Annotated in this window: 14 protein-coding genes; 3 read left to right on the top strand and 11 right to left on the bottom strand. The window is 70.3% G+C overall.

Annotated features, from left to right (window positions below; translation table 11 throughout):
* The first annotated feature begins 40 nt into the window (after nt 1-40).
* The gene (locus HFP89_RS05880; RefSeq protein WP_168716716.1) at nt 41-313 is read left to right on the top strand and encodes a hypothetical protein; all 273 of its coding nucleotides are present in this window, start codon (nt 41-43) and stop codon (nt 311-313) included.
* Here HFP89_RS05880 and fusA read toward each other — a convergent pair.
* Nucleotides 295-2328 (bottom strand): elongation factor G, encoded by a 2034-nt coding sequence (gene fusA, locus HFP89_RS05875; RefSeq protein ID WP_168716715.1) that lies wholly within the window; start codon nt 2326-2328, stop codon nt 295-297. The two genes, HFP89_RS05880 and fusA, sit on opposite strands and share 19 nt — an antisense overlap.
* Before the next feature lie 134 nt (nt 2329-2462).
* On the opposite strand from fusA, the gene coaE reads away from it, so the two are divergent.
* On the top strand, nt 2463-3086 hold the full coding sequence (gene coaE, locus HFP89_RS05870) for a dephospho-CoA kinase (RefSeq protein WP_168716714.1): 624 nt from the start codon (nt 2463-2465) through the stop codon (nt 3084-3086).
* 99 nt (nt 3087-3185) lie between these two features.
* On the opposite strand, the gene HFP89_RS05865 is transcribed toward coaE, so the two are convergent.
* The 6 genes from HFP89_RS05865 to murJ form a co-directional block, all read right to left on the bottom strand.
* Nucleotides 3186-4037, bottom strand: coding sequence for an A24 family peptidase (locus HFP89_RS05865; RefSeq protein ID WP_168716713.1), 852 nt, complete (start codon nt 4035-4037; stop codon nt 3186-3188).
* Between the two features lie 10 nt (nt 4038-4047).
* Nucleotides 4048-5274 (bottom strand): type II secretion system F family protein, encoded by a 1227-nt coding sequence (locus tag HFP89_RS05860; RefSeq protein ID WP_168716712.1) that lies wholly within the window; start codon nt 5272-5274, stop codon nt 4048-4050.
* Nucleotides 5275-5412: 138 nt separating this feature from the next.
* The gene (gene lspA / locus HFP89_RS05855; RefSeq protein WP_240956112.1) at nt 5413-5913 is read right to left on the bottom strand and encodes a signal peptidase II; all 501 of its coding nucleotides are present in this window, start codon (nt 5911-5913) and stop codon (nt 5413-5415) included.
* A 26-nt stretch (nt 5914-5939) separates the two neighbouring features.
* A complete protein-coding gene (gene ileS, locus HFP89_RS05850; RefSeq protein WP_168716710.1) occupies nt 5940-8771 on the bottom strand; it encodes an isoleucine--tRNA ligase in 2832 nt (943 codons plus the stop codon).
* Between the two features lie 56 nt (nt 8772-8827).
* Nucleotides 8828-9769 carry a bifunctional riboflavin kinase/FAD synthetase gene (locus tag HFP89_RS05845; RefSeq protein ID WP_168716709.1) on the bottom strand — a complete coding sequence of 314 codons (942 nt, stop codon included), beginning with the start codon at nt 9767-9769 and terminating at the stop codon, nt 8828-8830.
* Between the two features lie 44 nt (nt 9770-9813).
* On the bottom strand, nt 9814-11406 hold the full coding sequence (gene murJ, locus HFP89_RS05840; RefSeq protein WP_168716708.1) for a murein biosynthesis integral membrane protein MurJ: 1593 nt from the start codon (nt 11404-11406) through the stop codon (nt 9814-9816).
* A gap of 97 nt (nt 11407-11503) precedes the next feature.
* Between murJ and rpsT the strand changes: the two genes are divergently transcribed.
* Nucleotides 11504-11764: a 30S ribosomal protein S20 gene (gene rpsT, locus HFP89_RS05835; RefSeq protein WP_168716707.1), complete on the top strand. Its 261-nt coding sequence runs from the start codon at nt 11504-11506 to the stop codon at nt 11762-11764.
* Between the two features lie 65 nt (nt 11765-11829).
* Here rpsT and HFP89_RS05830 read toward each other — a convergent pair whose 3' ends face one another.
* The 4 genes from HFP89_RS05830 to cgtA form a co-directional block, all read right to left on the bottom strand.
* A complete protein-coding gene (locus HFP89_RS05830) occupies nt 11830-14466 on the bottom strand; it encodes a serine/threonine-protein kinase (RefSeq protein WP_168716706.1) in 2637 nt (878 codons plus the stop codon).
* On the bottom strand, nt 14456-17017 hold the full coding sequence (locus HFP89_RS05825) for a serine/threonine-protein kinase (protein WP_168716705.1): 2562 nt from the start codon (nt 17015-17017) through the stop codon (nt 14456-14458). Before HFP89_RS05825 ends, HFP89_RS05830 begins: the two co-directional genes overlap by 11 nt.
* Nucleotides 17018-17121: 104 nt before the next feature.
* A complete protein-coding gene (locus HFP89_RS05820) occupies nt 17122-18750 on the bottom strand; it encodes a mucoidy inhibitor MuiA family protein (protein ID WP_168716704.1) in 1629 nt (542 codons plus the stop codon).
* 66 nt (nt 18751-18816) lie between these two features.
* Nucleotides 18817-19845, bottom strand: coding sequence for an Obg family GTPase CgtA (gene cgtA / locus HFP89_RS05815; RefSeq protein ID WP_168716703.1), 1029 nt, complete (start codon nt 19843-19845; stop codon nt 18817-18819).
* Between the last annotated feature and the right edge of the window lie 57 nt (nt 19846-19902).

Here is a 19902-nt window from a genome sequence, read left to right as displayed (position 1 = left end):
CGGTGGAGCACCGAAAAGGGGTGGTTGGGCCCGAAGCATGATGACTTCGACGCACCGACAGATTGCGTTGCAAGCGCTTGAAATTCAAGCCGCCGAGTCCCGTTCGGGTCCGTCGCTGGGCTCGTTGCGGCTCGGGCTGGGCCTGCTGTTCTGCGGCATGATGCTGACGCTGAGCGTCACCTTGAGCCTGGCCGTCCAGGTGCCGATGCGTTGCGACACGCCCCCGTTGCCGATGCAGATGAAGACACAGATTCCCATTCTCGCCGAGCCGGTTGCCGAGTCGGTTGTCGTGACTCAATCGGCGTCGTCGTGACGGAATTCGGCGACCAGCGCCTGCTGAACTTCGGGCGGCACGGCTTCGTAATGCGACAGCTCCAGCACGAAGCGGCCTTCGCCGCCGCTCATGCTCTTCAATTCGGTCGGGAAATCGCTGAGTGAGGACAGCGGCACCGCGGCGCTGACCGTGGTGTGGCCGCCGCGCTGGTTCTCGGTGCCCTGGATACGCGCGCGCTTGCCGGCCAGCAGGCCGGTCAGATCGCCGAGCGCGTGGTCAGGGAGCGTTGCATCGAGCTGAACGACCGGCTCGAGGACCTGCGGTCCGGCCTGCGCGACGGCTTCCCGGAACGCCTTGCGGCCGGCGATCACGAACGCGATCTCCTTGGAGTCGACGCTGTGGTGCTTGCCGTCGTGCACGGTAACCTCCAGGTCCTGCATCGGAAAGCCGGCGATCGCGCCGGACGCCAGGACCTCGCGCACGCCTTTCTCCACCGCCGGAATCAGCGCCGCGGGAATCGCGCCCCCGACCACTTCGTTGACGAACCGGACGCCTTCGCCACGGCCCAGCGGGCGAACCCGAAGAAACACCTCGCCGAACTGGCCTGCGCCACCGGTCTGCTTCTTGTGCCGATGGTGGCCCTCGGCCGGTCGGGTGATCGTTTCGCGGTAGGCGATGCGCGGCGGGCGGGTCCGGACGTCGAGGCCGAAGCGCTGCGCCAGCCGTTCGATCAGGATGCGCAGGTGCATTTCGCCGAGGCCGCGGACCACCGTCTCGTTCAGTTCCTGGTGGTGTTCGACGTGGATGCACGGGTCTTCCTCGGCCAACCGGGCCAGGGCGGTGGCGAGCTTCTGCTCCTGGCCGCGCGCCTCCGGTTCGATCGCCAGCCCGTACATCGGCCGGGGAAAGTCCACCGGCTTCAGCGAGTAATGGTCCTCGTCGTGGTTGTCGTGCAGGATCGCATCGTAGTGGATCTCGTCGGCCCGGGCGATGGCGCACAGGTCACCGGGAATCGCCTCGTCGGTCTCCACGCGCTCCGCGCCGTGCAGCCGATACAGGTGGGCGACCTTGACGGGCTTGCGGGCGTCGCCGACGAACAGCGGCCCGCCCGGCCGGATCCGCCCCTGGAACACCCGGAACACCGACAGCTTTCCGGCATAGGGGTCGTTGATGATCTTGAACACGTGCGCGATCGCGTGGGCCTCCGGGTCGGGCGTGGCCGGTACCTTGCGATCGTCGGCGCCGACCCGGAAGCGGGGCGGATTGCCCTCCAGCGGGCTGGGCAGCAGCCGGGCCGCGAACGCCAGCAGGTCATCGATGCCGGCGCCGGTTCGCGCCGAGGTGAAGCAGATCGGAACCAGGTGCCCCTGCCGCAGCGCCAGTTCGAACGCATCGTGGAGCTCGTCGGCGGAAATCGTCTCGCCGTCCAGGTAGCGCGCCATCAGCGCCTCGTCGACCTCGATGACCTGGTCGCGGATCTCGTCGTGCGCTGCGGCCAGCGAGAAGATGTCGGTCTCGCCCTGATCGTGGAAGAAACAGTCCCGGACTGCCCGACCGCCGTTGCAGGGCAGGTTGACCGGCAGGCACTGCGGCCCGAATTCCTCACGCAGCTCGCGCACCAGGGCTTCGAGGTCGAGGTGCTCGGCGTCGATCCGGTTGACGATCAGCATCCGGCACAGCCGGCGCTGGCGGGCCCTGCGCATCAGCCTCCGGGTCGATGACTCGATGCCGCTGGCGGCGTTGACCACGACGGCAGCGGTTTCCACCGCGCTCATCGCCGCCAGCGCCGGGCCACGGAAGTCCGGGTCGCCGGGCGTGTCGATCAGCTGCATCTCGCAGCCGGCGTGCTCGAAGCGGACCAGCGCGGTGTCCAGCGAATGGCCGTACTGTTTCTCGAGTGGATCGTGGTCGCACAGCGTATCGCCGCGCTCGATGCTGCCGGGCTCCCCCTTGACGCCGGCGGCGACCAGCAGGCATTCGATCAGGGACGTCTTGCCGGATCCGGTGTGGCCCAGCAGGGCGAGATTGCGAAGATCGGAACTGGATCGACTCATGGCGGGCTCCCTTGATCGCGAAGCGTGTCCGGAGGGAGCATCATCCTACGCCGGTTGCCCGGGCACCTCAAACGCCCGGCCGAGCTGCAGGGAAGGGATAATGCCGCTCGACGGCCGCACCCGACGAGATCGCCATGCATGACGACCCAGCCCGACGCCGACCGGTGATCGCCCTGACCGGCGGCATTGCCAGCGGCAAGACCGCGGTCTCGGACCGTTTCGCTGGGCGCGGCGCGAGCGTGGTCGATACCGATCGGATCGCCCGCGACGTCGTCGCCCCGGGCAGCGACGGGCTGGCGAAGGTGAGCGCCGCGTTCGGCCCGGACGTGATCGATGACGCGGGCGCGCTCGATCGCCGCGCCTTGCGCCGGCGCATCTTCGACGATCCGGAGGCCCGTGCGCGTCTGGAGGGCATCCTGCACCCCCTGATCGCGACCCGGGCGCGCGAGGCGATCGATGCCGCCACCGGTCCCTACGTGATCCTGGTCGTTCCGCTGCTGGTCGAAAGCGGCCTGTTCAACGATACCGATCGCGTGCTGGTCGTCGACGTCCCGGAATCCGTGCAGCTCGAACGCCTGACCGCTCGCGACGGCGTTCCGCCCGACCAGGCCCGCGCCGCCCTGGCCGCCCAGGCCGGCCGCGAACAGCGCCTGGCGGTGGCCGACGAGGTGATCGACAACACCGGAACGCTCGAAGTGCTCGACGAGCAGGTGGCGCGACTGGACCGGGAGTATCGGGGGTTACGGCCCGGGGTTTAGGCTTCGGGCTTCGGGGGTCGGGAATCGGGAATCGGGAATCGGGACCAGGGGAAGGGGCTGGCGGTTGCGGTGATCGTGGCGGTACGGGTCCCCGGCCCCTCAGAACACCCAGAAGTCGACCACGCGGTCGCCGCCGACAAGGACCAGCCAGCCGGCTGCGGCAAGGAAGGGCCCGAAGGCGATCGGGACTTCGCGGCCCATGCGGCGAAGCGCGATCAGGACCAGGCCGATCAGCGCGCCGACCGCGGAGGCGAGCAGGATGACGGTGGGCAGGACCTGCCAGCCGAACCAGGCGCCGATGGCCGCGAGAAGCTTGAAGTCGCCGTAACCCATGCCCTCCTTGCCGGTGGCCAGCCGGAACAGGTGGAACACCGCCCAGAGCACCAGGTAACCGGCCGCTGCGCCGATCACCGCCGAGGGCAGGTCGACGAACAGTCCGTCGACGTTCAGCAGCAGGCCGAGCCAGACCAGCGGCAGCGTGATCTGGTCGGGCAGCAGCTTGTGGTCGAGGTCGATACCGCTGCCGGCGATCAGGGCCCAGGTGAAGACCAGGCCGGCCAGGCCGGCCCAGGTCGGCCCCAGCGCTGCGATCACGGCAACCGAAAGCAGGGCAGTGAGCGCCTCGACGATCGGGTAGCGTGCCGAGATCGGCGCGCCGCAGCTGCGGCAGCGGCCGCGCAGGATCAGCCAGCTGAGCAGCGGAATGTTGTCGAAGGCGCGAATGCCCTGGCCGCAGGCGCGGCAGCGTGAGCGGCCCAGCGCGATGCCCGGCGGCGGCGGGTCGCCCTCGGGTTCGAGCTCCAGCAGTTCCCGGCACTGGCAGCGCCAGTCGTGGAACAGCCGGGCCGGCAGCCGCAGGATGACGACGTTCAGGAACGAGCCGACCAGCAGGCCGAGCGCGACGACGAGGCCGTACAGCGCGGCCGGATGCAGGTCGGCAAGGGCAGTCATGAGCTCGGACTTACATCACCGCCGCCATCTGGAAGATCGGCAGGTACATCGCTACCACGATGCTGCCGACGATGCCGCCGACCAGGACGATGATGAACGGTTCGAGCAGGCTGGACAGGGCGTCGACGGTGTTGTTCACCTCTTCTTCGTAGAAGTTGGCGACCTTCAGCAGCATGGCATCGAGCGAGCCGGCTTCCTCACCGATCGCGGTCATCTGGATGACCATCGGTGGAAACAGCCCGGTCTGCTGCATGGCCAGCTGCATCTGGTGCCCGGTGGCGACATCCTCGCGGATCTGCAGCGTGGCGTCGGAGTAGACGACGTTGCCGGTCGCCCCGGCCACGGTCTTCAGCGCGTCGACCAGCGGCACGCCGGCGGCGAAGGTGGTCGCCAGCGTCCGCGCGAAGCGCGACAGCGCGGCCTTCTCGAGCACGCCGCCGATGACCGGAATCTTCAGGCTCGCCCGGTCGAGGAAATGGGCGAACGGGCGACTGCGTTTCTTCAGCGCCACCAGGCCGGCGATGCTGCCGCCGATGATCACGATGTACAGCCAGCCGAACTGCTGCATCGATTCCGACATCGTCACGATCAGCCGGGTGAAGGCGGGCAGGTCGGCGCCGAAGCTCTGGAAGATGGACTCGAACTGCGGGATCACGAAGACCAGCAGGATCGCCGTGACCAGGATCGCCACGGCGATGACCGTGGCCGGGTAGAACAGGGCCTTCTTGATCTTGCCCTTGATCGACTCGATGCGTTCCTTGTAGGTCGCGATGTCGTCGAGGACCTTGTCGAGCACACCGGCGCTTTCGCCGGAGTTGACCAGGTTGATGAACAGCTCGTCGAAGTAGACCGGGTGCTTGGCCAGCGCCTCGGCCAGCGTGGCGCCGGACTCGACGTCGACCCGGACGGTATTGATCAGTTTCTGCATCCGCGGGTTCTCGGCCGCCGAGCCGATGATTCCGAAGGCCTGGACCAGCGGGATGCCGGCGTTGAGCATGGTCGCCAGCTGGCGGGTGAAGATCGCGATATCGCGCGACTTGATCGATTTGCCGGTGGCGCCGAACAGCGGCTTCGGCTTCTTGCGGATGCGCGCAGGCGTGATGCCCTGCTTGCGCAGCTCGGCGCGGATCAGGGTCTGGTTGCGGGCCTGCCGTTCACCCTTCAGCGTCTTGCCGCGCTTGTCCTTTCCTTCCCAGAGAAAGGTTTCGAGATTGTCGCGGGTGGTCGTTGCTGCCATCAGGCGTCTCCTGTCGTCGCGATCAACATGTCCCCTGAAACTCCTATTTTCATGCACATACGCGCGAATTACAACGTCTTTTCAAACCGGGTCGATCGGGCCCCGGTCACAGTCCGGACCGGCAAGCGTGATCCGGGCTCATCCGGAACCGGTCGACCCGGCCGGCGCGCGCGGCGGCAGCAGGCTTTCGATCATCATCAGGCCGACCCCGATCACGATCGCCGAATCGGCCAGATTGAACGCCGGCCAGTGCCAGCCGGCATAGTGGACATCGATGAAATCCACCACGTAGCCGAGGGTGACCCGGTCGACCAGGTTGCCGATCGCGCCGCCGAGCAGCAGCATCAGCGCCGAGGGCAGCGCGCGGGCCTGCAGCGGAAGTCGCCACAGCCAGATCAGCAGAAACACGGAGATGCCCGAGGCGACGACGATGAAGAAGATCCGCTGCCAGCCGCCGCCGTCGGCCAGGAAGCTGAACGCGGCGCCGGTGTTGTGGGCCAGCGTCATGTTCAGCCAGCCGGTGATCGGCACGGGGCGGTACAGGTCCAGGTTGGACGAGGCCAGGTGCTTGGTCCACAGGTCCAGCACCACGATCACCGCCGCCAGGCCCAGCCAGGCGGCGTAGCGAGGCAGCGTCATGCGGGGATGCGTGGTGTCCATCGCGGTCAGCCCCAGTCGCGCGTTTCGCCGTGGCCGGCGACGTTGTCGACGCAGCGACCGCACAGCTCCGGGTGTTCGGCGTGGCTGCCGACGTCGTCGCGATGGTGCCAGCAGCGCACGCACTTGGCCGTCTTGCTCGGTCGGACCGCCACCCGCAGCGTGCTGCCGTCGATGGTCGCGGTCTCGTCGGCATCGTCGACCGCTCCGCGGTGGACCTCGGCGGTCAACAGCAGGAAGCGCAGTTCCTCGCCGATCGCGTCCAGGTCCTCGGCCAGCTGGCCGTCGGCGTCCAGCGTGACTTCGGCGGCCAGCGACGATCCGATCACCTTGTCGCGGCGAAGCGCTTCGAGCTTGGGGCCGACGACTTCGCGGACCGCGCGGATCCGGTCCAGCCGGAGTCGGTCGGCTTCGTCCATCGTCGCCAGGTCCGCATACCAGGTCGCCAGCATCACGGTATCGCGCGGCTCGGTGCCGGGCGCCTGCGGCATCGCCTGCCAGATTTCCTCGGCGGTGAAGCTGCAGACCGGGGCCAGCCAGCGGGCCAGCGCCTCGAGAATGTGGAGCATCGCGGTCTGCGCCGAGCGGCGGGCCGGGTGCCGCCGCGGCAGGGTGTAGAGGCGGTCCTTGATGATGTCGAGATAGAACGCGCCCATGTCGATCGAACAGAAGTGGTGCACGCGCTGGTAGACCTGCCAGAAGCGATAGTTCGCGTAGGCCTCGGTCACCTCGTCCTGCAGCCGCGCGGCCAGGTCCACCGCGTAGCGATCCAGCGGCAACAGCGCGTCGAGCGGCAGCCGGTCGGCCTCGGGATCGAAGCCGTCGAGGTTGCCGAGCAGGAAGCGCGCGGTGTTGCGGATCCGGCGATAGGCATCGGCGACGCGCTTGAGGATCTCGTCGGAGACGCTCATCTCCTGTCGGTAGTCGGCGGCCGCCACCCACAGCCGCAGGATGTCGGCGCCGAGCGTCTGCATCACCGACTGCGGGGCGATCACGTTGCCCTGGGACTTGGACATCTTCCTGCCGTCGGCGTCGACGGTGAAGCCGTGGGTCAGCACTGCGCGGTAGGGCGCCTCGCCGTGCATCGCGATCGAGGTCAGCAGCGAGGACTGGAACCAGCCGCGATGCTGGTCGGAGCCTTCCAGGTACAGGTCGGCCGGACGAGCCAGCTCGTCACGCTGGTCGAGCACGCAGTGGTGGGTGACGCCGGAGTCGAACCAGACATCGAGGATGTCGGGCACGATCTCGTAGCGCTCGCCGTCGACGCCGAGCCGCTCGGCGATGTCGTCGCCATACCAGGGGTCGACGCCCTCGCGCTCGACCAGGTCGGCGAAGCGCTGGAGGATCGCCGCGGAGTCCGGGTGCGGCTGCTGGGTCTCGCGGTCGATGAACAGCCCCAGCGGCACGCCCCAGGTGCGCTGGCGCGAGATGCACCAGTCGGGTCGGCCCTCGACCATGCCGCGGATCCGCGCCTCGCCCCATTCGGGCACCCAGCGGACGCCGCCGATCGCGGCCAGCGCATCGCGGCGCAGGCCGGCCTGGTCCATCGAGATGAACCACTGCGGCGTGGTCCGGAAGGCCGTCGGCGTCTTGTGCCGCCAGCAGTGCGGATAGCTGTGGTGGAAGGACTCGTCCTTCAGCAGTGCGCCGCGCTCGCGCAGCAGCTCGACCAGCCGGGCATTCGCCTTCCAGACGTGCTCGCCGGCGACGAACGGCGTGCCTTCGACGAACAGGCCTCGGCCGTCGACCGGGTTGACCACCGGCAGGTCGTAGCGGCGGCCGACCTCGAAGTCTTCCTGGCCGTGGCCCGGGGCGGTGTGCACGGCGCCGGTGCCGGTCTCGGTGGTCACGTGCTCGCCGAGGATCACCGGCACGTCGTAGTCGTTGAACGGGTGCTGCAGCCGCAGGTGCTCGAGCCGGGCGCCCCTTGTCGTGGCCAGGACCTCGGCCTCGACCAGGCCGCCGCGTTCGAGCACCGCGTCGCGCAGCTCGGTGGCCACCACCAGGCGCAGCCTGCGCTGCTCGAGGCGGGCCTCGACGAGGTCGTAGTCCAGCTCGGCGTTCAGCGCCACGGCCTGGTTGGCCGGCAGCGTCCAGGGCGTGGTCGTCCAGATGGCCACACCGCACGCAGCACCGTCGCTCAACGCGTCCGGCGCCAGCCCGAAGGCCTCGGCGAGCCGCTCGGGCGCCAGCGCTTCGAACAGCACGTCGACCGAGGTCGAGGTCTTGTCCTGGTATTCGATCTCGGCCTCGGCCAGCGCCGAGCCGCAGTCGAAGCACCAGTGCACCGGCTTGACGCCGCGCTTCAGGTGGCCGCGTTCGACGATCTTCGCCAGTGCGCGCAGCATGTCGGCTTCGAAGCGGAAGTCGCGGCTGGCATACGGATGGGCCCAGTCGGCCAGCCCGCCGAGCCGTTTGAAGTCCTCGCGCTGGCGTTCGATCTGCCGGTCGGCATATTCGCGGCACTTCTGCCGGAAGGTGCGTGCGTCGACCTTCTGGCCGACCTTGCCGACCTTCTTCTCCACCTGCAGTTCGATCGGCAGCCCGTGGCAGTCCCAGCCCGGTACGTAGGGGGCGCGATAGCCCGACAGCAGTGCCGAGCGGACCACGAAGTCCTTCAGGATCTTGTTGACCGCGTGCCCGATGTGGATGTCGCCGTTGGCGTACGGCGGTCCGTCGTGCAGGATGAAGGTCCGCGGTCGCCCGGCGGTCTCGCGCTGGATGTGGCCGTACAGGTCGCGGGCGTACCAGTCGTCGAGCATCTTCGGCTCGCGCTGGGCCAGCGACGCCTTCATCGGGAAGTCGGTCCGGGGCAGGTTGATGGTGTCTTTGTAATCCATGAAAAGCGTCGTCGGGTGCGCGGCGGCACGTGAAGTCAGGTCAATCGTCGAAGTCGTTATTGTCGCTGATGTCGGAGCCCGCCGAGCGCCCGCTTCGCGGCCTCGGCGTCGGCATGCATCTGCACCGTCATCGCGGCCAGGTCGTCGAAGTGGCGCTCGGGCCGGATGTATTCGACGAACTCCACGACCAGGTGCCGGCCGTACAGGTCACGCTCGATATCGAACAGGTGGACCTCGAGCAGCCAGTCGCGCCCGGCCACCACCGGGCGCTGGCCGAGGCTGGCCACGCCGGACTGCCCCTCGAGGTCGTCGGCATGGACGCGGACCGCGCAGATTCCGCTCAGTGCCGGCGGTTCGGCCACGCGGAGGTTGACCGTCGGGAAGCCCAGCGTGCGGCCGATGCGGTTGCCCCGCAGCACCCGGCCGGAGATCGAATACGGGCGGCCCAGCAGACGCTCGGCGCCGGCCAGGTCGCCGTCGGCCAGCGCGGCGCGCAGGGCCGACGAGGAGATCCGCTCGCCGCTGACCGGGTCGACGACGGCCGGCACGGCCTCGACCTCGAAGCCGTAGCGTCGCCCGAACCCGACCAGGGCATCGACGTCGCCGGCGGCGCGCTGGCCGAAGCGGAAGTCCTCGCCGACCACCACGTGCCGGGCGCGAATGCCGCCGGCCACGACGTCGCGGGCGAAGGCCTCCGGCGACAGCGAAGAGAAGGCGCGGTCGAAGCGCAGCGCCGCGATCAGCTCCAGGCCCAGCCCGGCGCCGATCCGGACCCGGTCGCGCAGTTTCATCAAGCGCGGCACCGGACGGTCGGGCGCGAAGAAGCTGCGCGGCAGCGGCTCGAAGCACATCAGGCCGGGACGGAGCGCCGGTGCACGGGCGACGACGCGTTCGACCAGCGCCTGGTGGCCACGGTGCAGGCCGTCGAAATTGCCGATCGCCAGCGCGGTCGGCCGGGCATCGTCGTCGCGCAGCGGGAGGCGTCGAAGCAGGTGCATCGCGCGAGTGTAGCCGGGCGGCGTGGCGCGGTGGTCGCGCCGGGTCAGACCGGGCGCAGCAGCTGGCGCGGCCGCAGGCCGGCGGCCAGCAGGACCAGCCCGTAGACAAGTGCGCCACCGGCCACGGCCGCGACCAGCGCACCGATCCGGACGGGCAGTCCGGCAGCGATCCACCACGCGGTCTCGGGGACGACTGTGATCAGCGCGGCCGCCATGCCGATGCAGCCCAACGCGGCGGCGACGAGCGGTCGGAACCCGGGCGTCGGCGCGAGCTTGTCGCGGCCGAGATGCCGCCACAGCAGGCCGGCGTTGAGCCAGGCCGAGGCGCTGGAGGCCAGCGCCAGGCCGACGTGGGCACCGGGGTGGGCCGCCAGCGTCGCGAACAACCCTTCGCCGAAATCCCCGCCGGCCAGCCAGGCCACGATCGCCAGCACGAACAGCACGTTCAGCCCCATGTTGGCGACCAGGGCCAGTACCGCGATGCGGACCGGCGTGCGGGTGTCCTGGCGAGAATAGAAGCCCGGCGCCAGGATCTTCACGCCGATGAAGGCCGGCAGGCCGAGGCAGTAGGCCAGCAGCGCCAGGGCCGTCATCCGGACGTCCTCGGCGGCGAACTCCCCGTACTGGAACAGCGTGGTCGTGATCGGTTCGGCAAGCACGGCCAGGCCGACCGCGGCCGGGAGCGCGATCAGCACGCCGAGCCGGACCGCCCAGGTCAGTGTGGCCACGAACGCGTCGCTCGTCGCCCGCGCGTGCTGCGACGACAGCGTCGGCAGGATGACCACCGACAGCGCGACGCCGAACAGGCCGAGCGGAAACTCCATCAGCCGGTCGCCGTAGTACAGCCAGGAAATGCTGGCCTCGATCAGCAGCGAGGCGATCAGCACGTCGAGCAGCAGGTTGATCTGCGCGACCGAGGAGCCGAACAGGGTCGGCACCATCAGGCGCAGGATGCGCTTGACGCCGGGGTGCCTGAAATCCGGCCACGGGCGCGGCAGTACGCCGTGGCGGGCCAGCGCCGGAAGCTGTACGGCCAGCTGCAGTACGCCGGCGGCCAGCACGCCCCAGGCCAGCGCGGTGACCGGTTCGGCGAAGCGCGGGCTGAGCCAGACGGCCGAAACGATCAGGCAGATGTTCAGCAACGCCGGCGTGACGGCCGGCAGCGCGAAGCGGCCCAGCGTGTTCAGGATTCCCCCGGCCAGCGCGGTCAGCGCGATCAGCGGCAGGTAGGGAAAGGTGATCCGGAGCAGGTCGCTGGCCAGCGCCAGCTGGGCCGGGTCGTCGGCGAAGCCCGGCGAGAACACCCGGATCACCGCCGGAGCGGCCAGCACACCGGCGGCGGTGAGCGCCAGCAGCACGGCCATCAGGCTGCCGGCCGCGGCATCGATCAGGGAGCGCAGCGCCGCATGGTCGTTGCGCTCGCGATACTCCGCCAGCACCGGCACGAAGGCCAGCGAGAACGAGCCCTCGGCGAACAGCCGGCGCAGGAAATTCGGAATCTTGAAGGCGACGAAGAACGCGTCGGTCGCGGCCGAGGCGCCGAACATCCGGGCCAGGACCACGTCGCGGACCAGCCCCAGCACCCGCGAGATCAGCGTCATGCCCGAAAACGAGGCGACCGAACGGGCCAGGCTCATGGCGCAGTCACCGGGCGGCTGCCATTGACAGAAGGGCACTCAGTGGCCATACTGCACGGCTTGATTTTTCTCATTACCCGGTTTCGAGGAGTCATTCGTGGCCAATAGTGCATCAGCGCGCAAGCGCGCCCGTCAGTCCGAGCGGAATCGTCAGGCGAACGCCGCCCAGCGTTCCTACGTCCGCACCATGATCAAGAAGGTCGTCAACGCGGTCAAGGCCGGCGACAGGACCGCCGCCGAAGCGGCCTACAAGCAGGCCGTGCCGGCGATCGATCGTTCGGTGTCCAAGGGCATCATGCACGCCAACAAGGCGTCGCGTCACAAGTCCCGCCTGAACGCGCACATCCGCGGCCTCTGATCACGGCGTCCCCGTCCTGATCGGCCGTCCGGGCCGCGCGCGTTCCGCCGCGGCCGGGTCCGGCGTCAGTCCCCGTCGGCCGACGTCGCCAGCCACTCCGCCAATCGTCGTGTCCTGGGGTTGTCCGGGCCAAGGGCGTTGGCCACCCGCTCGAGATCCGCGCGTGTCGCCGGTGTCGGTGCGGGTCGCGGCGTGCGTGCCGCCCAGTCCAGCAGTCGGGCTTCGGCCTGTCGCCATGGGCTGACCTCCAGCGATTCGGTGTACAGCCTCATGCAGCGTTCGGCCGCGGTTCCGGCCCCGTCCAGGGCGCGTTCGATCCGGAATACCGCCTCGCGGCAGCGCGCTTCGGCGCGGAAGCGATCCGAGGCCGGTGCCAGCCCGTCCAGGATCTCGATCGCTTCGCTCAGTTGCTCCATTCCGTCCGGCAGATCGGCCTCGGCCGCGGTCAGGGCGGCATCCATCCGGGCGATCGCGGTGAACAGGTGGTCGTCGCCGACCTGCTCGGAAAACCGTTGCACCACCTGGTCGATTTCGCCGAGCGCGACCCCGTAGCGACCAGCGGCCCGTTCGACCCGGGCCCGGGCCAGCAGTGCCCGGGTGTAGCTGACGCTGTCGATGCCTTCGAATCGCTGGATCAGCGCCACGCCCTCGTCGAGATGGTCGCGTGCCTCGGCGATCCGGTTCGTCGTTGCCAGCAGGCTGCCGAGATTCAGGTGCATCGCGCCGAGCGCACCGGAGTCGCCGTAGCGGGCCACGCGTCGTCGGATGGTCTCGCGATACAGGGCCTCGGCGTCGGCCAGGTCGCCGCGCTGGTGACGCAGGCTGGCCAGGTTGCCCATCACGGTCAGCGCCGCCGCAGCATCGGCCCGATCGAGGCCGCGCCAGTTGTCCAGCGCGCGCTCCAGGTACGGCAGGGCGTCGGCACCGCGCCCGGCATAGACCAGCGTGGTGGCCAGGTTGTTGGCGGTGGTCGCGCGAATCCGGGACGGGCCCGGCAGGCGTCGGGCCTGGTCGTGCGCCTCGCGCAGCGTGGCGATGGCCTCGTCCCAGCGCCCCAGGCCGCGCAGTGCCTGGCCGCGGATCTGGGTCACGTCGGCGATGTACTCGAGATTGCTGGGCCCGGTCCGTTCGCGAAGGCGCGCCAGCGCCTGGTCGGCCAGCGCCAGTGCTTCGTCCGACGCGCCCTGGCGCAGCCGGATCTGGGCCAGGTCGGCTTCGACGAACGCGGCCAGGCGGTCCTCGTCGAGTGCCTGCTCCGATCGCGCGGCTTCCAGCAGCGGTTCGGCCGCCTCGAAATCGTCCATGGCGATATAGATCTCGCCGAGAAAGGCCTGGACCGCCGCGCGGGTGCCGGGGTCGTCGGCGTACAGTCGCGCGGCCAGTTCGGCGGCTTCGGCGAGCAGGCTGCGGGTATCGCGGACCTCCTCGTCGGTCGAGCGGCCGGCTTCGCGGAACAGCAGCACCATCTGTTCGCGCAGCAGCGCCAGTCGCTGGGCTTCGAAGCGGGCGGCATCGCGTTCATCGCGGATCCGATCGGCCTGCCACGCCAGTCCGACCGCGGCGACCAGTGCCGAGGCCAGAGCCAGCCCGGCCATGCCGGCGGCCAGGCGGTGGCGACGCGACCACAGGCCGAGCCGGGCCAGTGCACTGCTGTCCCGGGCCTGGACCGGACGCAGTTCGAGCAGGGCCCGCAGGTCCTGGATCAGTTCCGGTACCGACTGGTAGCGCAGGCCCGGATCGGCCTGCAGGGTGCGCTCGAGAATGGCGGCCAGCGCGGCCGGCCGCGGGCCGTCGAGACCGCGCGGGTCGATCCGCGCGTCGGCCGCGCCGGGTTCGCCGGTCAGCAGCCAGTGCAGCAGCGCACCGAGGGCGTAGAGGTCGGACTGGGTCGAGGCCGGCTCGCCGGCCAGCTGCTCGGGTGCCGAAAAGGCCGGCGTCAGCGCCGAAAGGCCGTCGGCGCTGTCGTCTTCCGTGATCAGCCGAGCCACGCCGAAATCCAGCAGGCGGACCCGCCCGTCGGGCGACAGGCGCACGTTCGCCGGCTTGATGTCGCCGTGGACGACCCGGCGCTGGTGGGCGTGGGCGACCGCCCCGGCCAGTTCGATGAAGCGCTCGATCAGCCTCCGTGGACGCGCCGAAAGCCGCTCGCGCGCGTCGCTGAGGTCGACGCCGGCGATCCACTCCATGACCAGGTAGCCGCGCCCGTCGTCCAGCGTGCCGCCGTCGATCAGCCGGGCGATGTTGGGGTGGTCGAGCCGGGCCAGCAGCTGCCGCTCGACGGCCAGTCGTTCGGCCAGTCGGCCGCCGGCGCGTGGGCGGATGAACTTGATCGCCGCCTGCATTTCGAACGCCCCGTCGGCGCGCTCGGCGCGATAGACCTGGCCCATGCCGCCGCGGCCGACCGGCTCGATCAGGGCCCAGTCGCCGACCCGGGTGCCCGGCGGAAGGGAGGGGTCGGGATCGTCCAGGGTCGACAGTGCCGCGGCGCCGAAGCGTTCGAACACGGCGGTGAACCCCTCGCCGTCGGGCGCGGCGGCCTCGACCAGCCGAGCGAGATGGCGATGCAGGCGCGGGTAGCGTTCGGCCAACTGCGCCAGTCGTTCGTGGCGCTCCGGCTCGGGCCGATCGAGCAGTTCGTCGAGCAGCCGATCGAGCAGCCGCCGTCGCGCGGGCGTCAGGCGGGCGTGAAACTCAACCGTCATCGGATCGCTCCGCCCGCTCGGCCCGGATGTCGCGGAGCAGCGTCCGGCTGGAGTCGGCCTCCGGATGGTCGTCGCGTCCGTGCACGGCCGCGACGGTTGCCAGGGCCTGCTTCGCCCAATCTTCCGCGGCCTCGTACTCCCCGCGCGCCCGCGCCAGCCGCGCAAGGCCCTCCTGCGAGATCGCAACCTCGGAGTGCACGTCGCCGAGCAGTTCGCGGCGCATCGCGTGGGCCGCCCGGAGTCGCTGCTCGGCCTCGTCGAGGCGGTCCAGTTCCAGCGCGAGGATGCCCAGGTTGTAGAGCGTGGAGGCGACCGTGTAGTGCGGATCACCGAACCGGGTCCGGGCGATCTCCAGTACTTCGAGCAGGATCGAATAGGCCTCCTCGAGTTCGCCCCGGCTGCGCAGCACGAAGGTCAGTGCATTGAGGCTGGCGCCGATGTCCGGATGACCCGGGTCGAGCACCTCGCGGCGGATCGCCAGGGCTTCCCGCCAGAGCGGCTCGGCGGCTGAAAGTTGGCCCTGGCGCAGCTTGAGAATGCCCAGCGAGTGCAGGGCGCCGGCGGTTCGAGGGTGAACCGGGCCGTAGATCGTGCGGTACCGTTCGACGACGGTGCGGTAGTTCGACTCGGCGGCGTCGAATTCGCCCATCGACATCTGCGAGTCGGCGACGCGATACAGCGCGCTGACCGTGGCGGGATGGTTCTCGCCGTGCAGCTCGCGTCGAAGCGTCCAGGCCTGCCGGAAGTGTTTCTCGGCTTCTTCGTGCCGGTCACGGATCGCGAACACGGCGCCGTAATCGAGCCGACTGTTGGCCTCGCCGGTGCCGCCGGGCTCCAGCGCGGCATGCATGGCCAGCGCCTCGGCGTAGTAGCGCTCGCTGAGCTCGAAGTCGCCCTCGGCATAGGCGATGTTGCCGAGAGTGTTCAGCGTATCGGCCCGTTCGGTGCTGGCGCCTTCGGGCAGCAGCTCCAGCGCGGCCTCGGTCAGGGCGCGGGCGTCGGGATAGCGACCGGCCGAGTAGAGCAGATCGCCGAGCCGCAGCCGCAGCTCGGCGGCCAGCAGCGGCTGCGCTGCCGGGTCGGCGTCGGCCTGGGCCAGGGCGCGGCGCAGCAGCGGCTCGGCGGCTTCGTAGTCGCCGAGCGCGTGCTGGACGCGTCCCAGCGTGCCGAGCACCCGGGTCTGCACGCGTGGTTCGTCGTCGAGTTCGGCGACCCGCTCGCTGCCGCGTTCGACCAGCTCCTGTGCGGTCAGGACGCGGCCCTGCGCCTGGTCGGGATCGGCCTGCTCGAACAGCTCGACCAGGAATCCGGTGACCTGCTCGGCCGTGCGGGCTTCGACCTCGGCGCGGTCGCGTTCGGCGATCGCGATCCGGCCCTGCCAGGCGATTCCGGTCACGCTGCCGACCAGCAGCAGCAGGACCAGCCCGGCCAGGGTGACGCCGGCCCGGTTGCGCTGCAGGAAACGGGCCAGGACGTAGCTTCGCCGGGCCGGCATCGCCTCCAGCGGACGCTGGCTGCCGAAGGCCTCGAGGTCGGCCAGCAGTCCGGCCACGCCGTTGTAGCGTCGATCCGGGTCGTCGTCGGTGGCGCGGGTGACCAGTGCGTGCAACTCGTCGCCGCGCGGATGGATCGCCGCCAGTCGATGGCGCCGGGTTTCGGCGTCGTCTTCGGTCAGCGTCCCGCGGGTCAGCAGCCAGTAGAGCAGGGCGCCCAGCGCGAACACATCGGACTGCGGGGTGATCGGCTCGCCGCGCTTCTGCTCGGGCGCGGCAAAGGCCGGCGTCAGCGCGCTCAGCGCATCGGGGTCGTCCGGCTCGTCGCCGACCAGCCGGGCGATGCCGAAATCGAGCAGCCGGGGCCGGCCGTCGGACGCGATGCGCACGTTCGACGGCTTGATGTCGCCGTGAACGATCCGGCGCCGGTGCGCCTGGGCGACGGCCTCGGCCAGCTGGCCGAAGACCCGAAGCCGCTCCGGCACGGACGGCGGGTGCTCGCCGCCGGCCCATTGGCCCGCGTCGATGCCGTCGATCCATTCCATGGCCAGCCAGGCCCAGCCGTCCTCGGTCGCGCCGCCGTCGATCAGGCGAGCGATGTTGGGGTGGTCGAGCCGGGCCAGCAGGCCACGTTCCACATCCAGCTGGCGGCCCAGCACCGGGTCGAGCCGTCGGATCAGCTTCAGGGCCACCTGCATTTCGAACGCCCCGTCGGCCCGCTCGGCCCGATAGACCAGCCCCATCCCGCCGGCGCCGATCGCTTCGATCAGCCGCCAGCCGCCGATCCGGGTGCCGGCCGGCAGGTTGCACTCGGCGCCGGCGTCGGGAAGCGCGCGCCGCCCGACGCGTTCGAACAGGGTGCGGAGGTAGTCGGTCGGCGCGGTCGAGGCCTCGACCAGTCGGGCTGCATGTGCGTGCAGGCGTGGACAACGTTCGGCCAATGCGGCCAGTTCGCGGTCGCAGGTCGGACCATCGAGGTCCAGCAGGTGGTCGAGCAGCGCATCGATGCGCTGGCGGCGGGCCGGCGTAAGCCGTCCCGGTCGCGTGGTTCGCGGCATGTGGTCGGGTCCGGTTCGGGTCGCCGACGGCCCCGTCGGGCCGTTGCGCCGGAGTATAGCAGCGGCGCTCGCGTGGCCGCTGCGGTCCGCCGACTCCCCGTCGACTACCAGCCGGTCACGCCGTCCAGGTCCTCGGGCCAGGCCACGGACAGGCCGAACACGATCTCGCGCGTCTGGCCGGGTGCCAGTTCGAGGTCCCAGGCCACCAGGCCGGGGCGGTCGTCGACCTCGGTCCGATCGGGCGGCGTGCTGCGATCGGTCCACTCGATTTCGATGCGCTCGTCGCGGGCGACGGGGCGCTGGCCGAGCACGCTTACCCGGATCGGTCGCTGGTGACGGTTGCTCACCGTCCAGCGGTGCTCGCGGACCTCGCGCACGGTCTTGTTCAGCAGTCCCTCGGTCCGGCGATCCTGGCGGACCAGCTCGACGTCGATTTCGATCCGGTCGTCGATGCCGAAGCTGGCTTCGATCCGTCCACCCGGCGCGACCCCGGCGAAGTTCGCACGACCCATCGCGGCGCCGTCCTGGATCAGCTGCACCGGTCCCGGCGGCAGCGCCGCCTCGCCGGTCCATTCGGCAGCGACGAAGGTCCAGGCCGCGTCGCGCCGCTGCGGAACGGTGCGCGCGGTCAGCGCGGCCTCGAGGCGATGTTCATCGAGCCGGAAGCGTCGCGGGCGGTTGTCCGACGGCACGTCGATCCGACCGGGCAGGGCATAGCGCTGGGTCAGTCCGGTAGCCCGCAGTTCCGCGCCGATCATCTCGGCCTGCCCGGCCCGGCTGCCGACGACGTCCATTGTCTCCAGCGCCTGCGGTGCCTCGGCGAACTGCCTGGTTGTGATCTGCGGCTTCTCGGCGATCACGTCGATCCACCAGGGCTGCAGCTGCGGCAGCTGGCCCCCGCTCGACGGCCGGGCCAGCGAGACCGCGATCGCGGCGTTGCCCCAGTCCTCGCCGGTGGCCTGGCGGAGTTCGGCCGACTGGACCAGGCGCAGTTCCGCCTCGACGGTATCCAGCCGCCACTCGTAGACCGGCCGCCAGGACGCATTGCCGACGGTGTACTCGATCGTGAACCGCCCGCGGCCTCCGTTGGGGGCCTCGACGGCGACGGACACGCTCAGGGTGTCGCGCTGCTGGCTGCCGAGGTCGGCCAGCTCGCGCTCCAGCCGGGCCAGCGTCTCGTTGAGTTCGGCCTGTTGCGCCAGCAGCTCGCGGCGCTCGGCGTAGACCCGGTCGGCCAGCTCGCCGAGCCGCTCCAGCTCGGCCAGCAGTTCGCCCGGCGCCGGCAGCGTCTCGCCGGTCGGTGCGGCGACGCGCTGCAGCAGGCTCAACTGGAGGTCGCGCCCCGCGATCCGGTCGGCCACCCCGCTGCGTTCGGCGTTCAGGTCTTCGATCCGCTCGGCCAGGGCCCGCGCTTCCGGGACGACCCGCTCGTCGCCGCGGACGATTTCGAAATCCAGGGCGCCGACCCGCAGCCCGGCCGGACCCTCGGCCCGGACCCGGAGGCTGTCGCGATCGAGCCCGACCGGCAGGCCGGTGACCCGGATGCGGTCGACCTCGGGGCCGACCTCGTGGTCAGCGACCCGGGTGACGGTGGCGCGATCGGGGTAGACGGTGACGTCAGTGACGCGGGCCCAGCCCGGCACTGCGCTCAGCAGCAGGGCGAGCAGGGTCGATACGGTCGGGATGCGGACGGCCGGGCGGGGCCGGAGAGAACTCGGTGTACGGTGCGGCATCGGCGGCTCCAGTTGCGAATCCGGGCCCGTTGGGGCGGCGGTTGCGGCTTGGAGTCCGTGCTCGGCTCAAGGTTCCCCGTCGTCGTCGGGCCCGTCGAGCAGGTAGCGCGCCATCGCGGTGGTCAGGGCGTCCAGCCCGACTCCGCTCAGCGACGAGATGCCGAAGGCCGGTCCGGTCCAGCCCAGCCGATCGACCAGGTCGGCGACCGCGGCCTCCTGCTCCTCGCTCGGGCGCTGATCGAGCTTGGTGACGACCAGCCAGCGCGGCTTGTGCATCAGTCCGGGATCGAAGCGGCCGAGCTCGGCTTCCAGGGCGCGGACCTGGTCGAGCGGGTCGCTGCCGTCCAGCGGCTCGATCTCGACGAGGTGCAGCAGAAGCCCGGTTCGCTGCAGGTGCTTCAGGAAGCGGTGGCCGAGCCCGGCGCCCTCGGCGGCGCCCTCGATCAGGCCCGGAATGTCGGCGATGACGAAGCTGCGGCCCGGTTCCAGCGAGACCACGCCGAGATTCGGGTGCAGCGTGGTGAACGGATAATCGGCCACCTTGGGCCGGGCCTTGGAGACCGCACGGATCAGCGTCGACTTGCCGGCGTTCGGGAAGCCGAGCAGGCCGACATCGGCCAGGACCTTGAGCTCGAGCTTCAGTTCGCGTTCCTCGCCCGGCGTGCCCTCGGTGAACTGCCGCGGCGTGCGATTGACCGAGGACTTGAAGTGGACATTGCCCTTGCCGCCGATTCCGCCGCGCGCCACGCACAGCCGTTGACCGGGTTCGGTGAGGTCGCCGATCCGCTCGCCGGTTTCCACGGCGATCACCTGGGTGCCCAGCGGCACCCGGATGACGATGTCTTCGGCCGACTTGCCGGTCTTCTGCTGGCCGCCGCCGGGCTGGCCGTTGCGGGCCTTGAACAGCCGGGCATGGCGAAAATCGACCAGCGTGTTCAGGCCGGTGTCGGTTTCCAGCCAGATGCTGCCGCCGTTGCCGCCGTCGCCGCCGTCGGGGCCGCCTTTCGGGATGTACTTTTCGCGCCGGAAGCTCACGCTGCCGTGTCCGCCGCGGCCGGCGCGGACTTCGATGTTGGCTTCGTCGACGAATTTCATGGTGGTTCCGACCGGCTCAGGGCAATGGGGACGGCACGAAAAAGCCGGCACGCGGCC

Source organism: Wenzhouxiangella sp. XN79A (assembly GCF_012272825.1).
GTDB lineage: Bacteria > Pseudomonadota > Gammaproteobacteria > Xanthomonadales > Wenzhouxiangellaceae.
The sequence above is the reverse complement of the archived record's forward strand: the minus strand, read 5'-3'. Positions and strand labels throughout refer to the sequence as shown.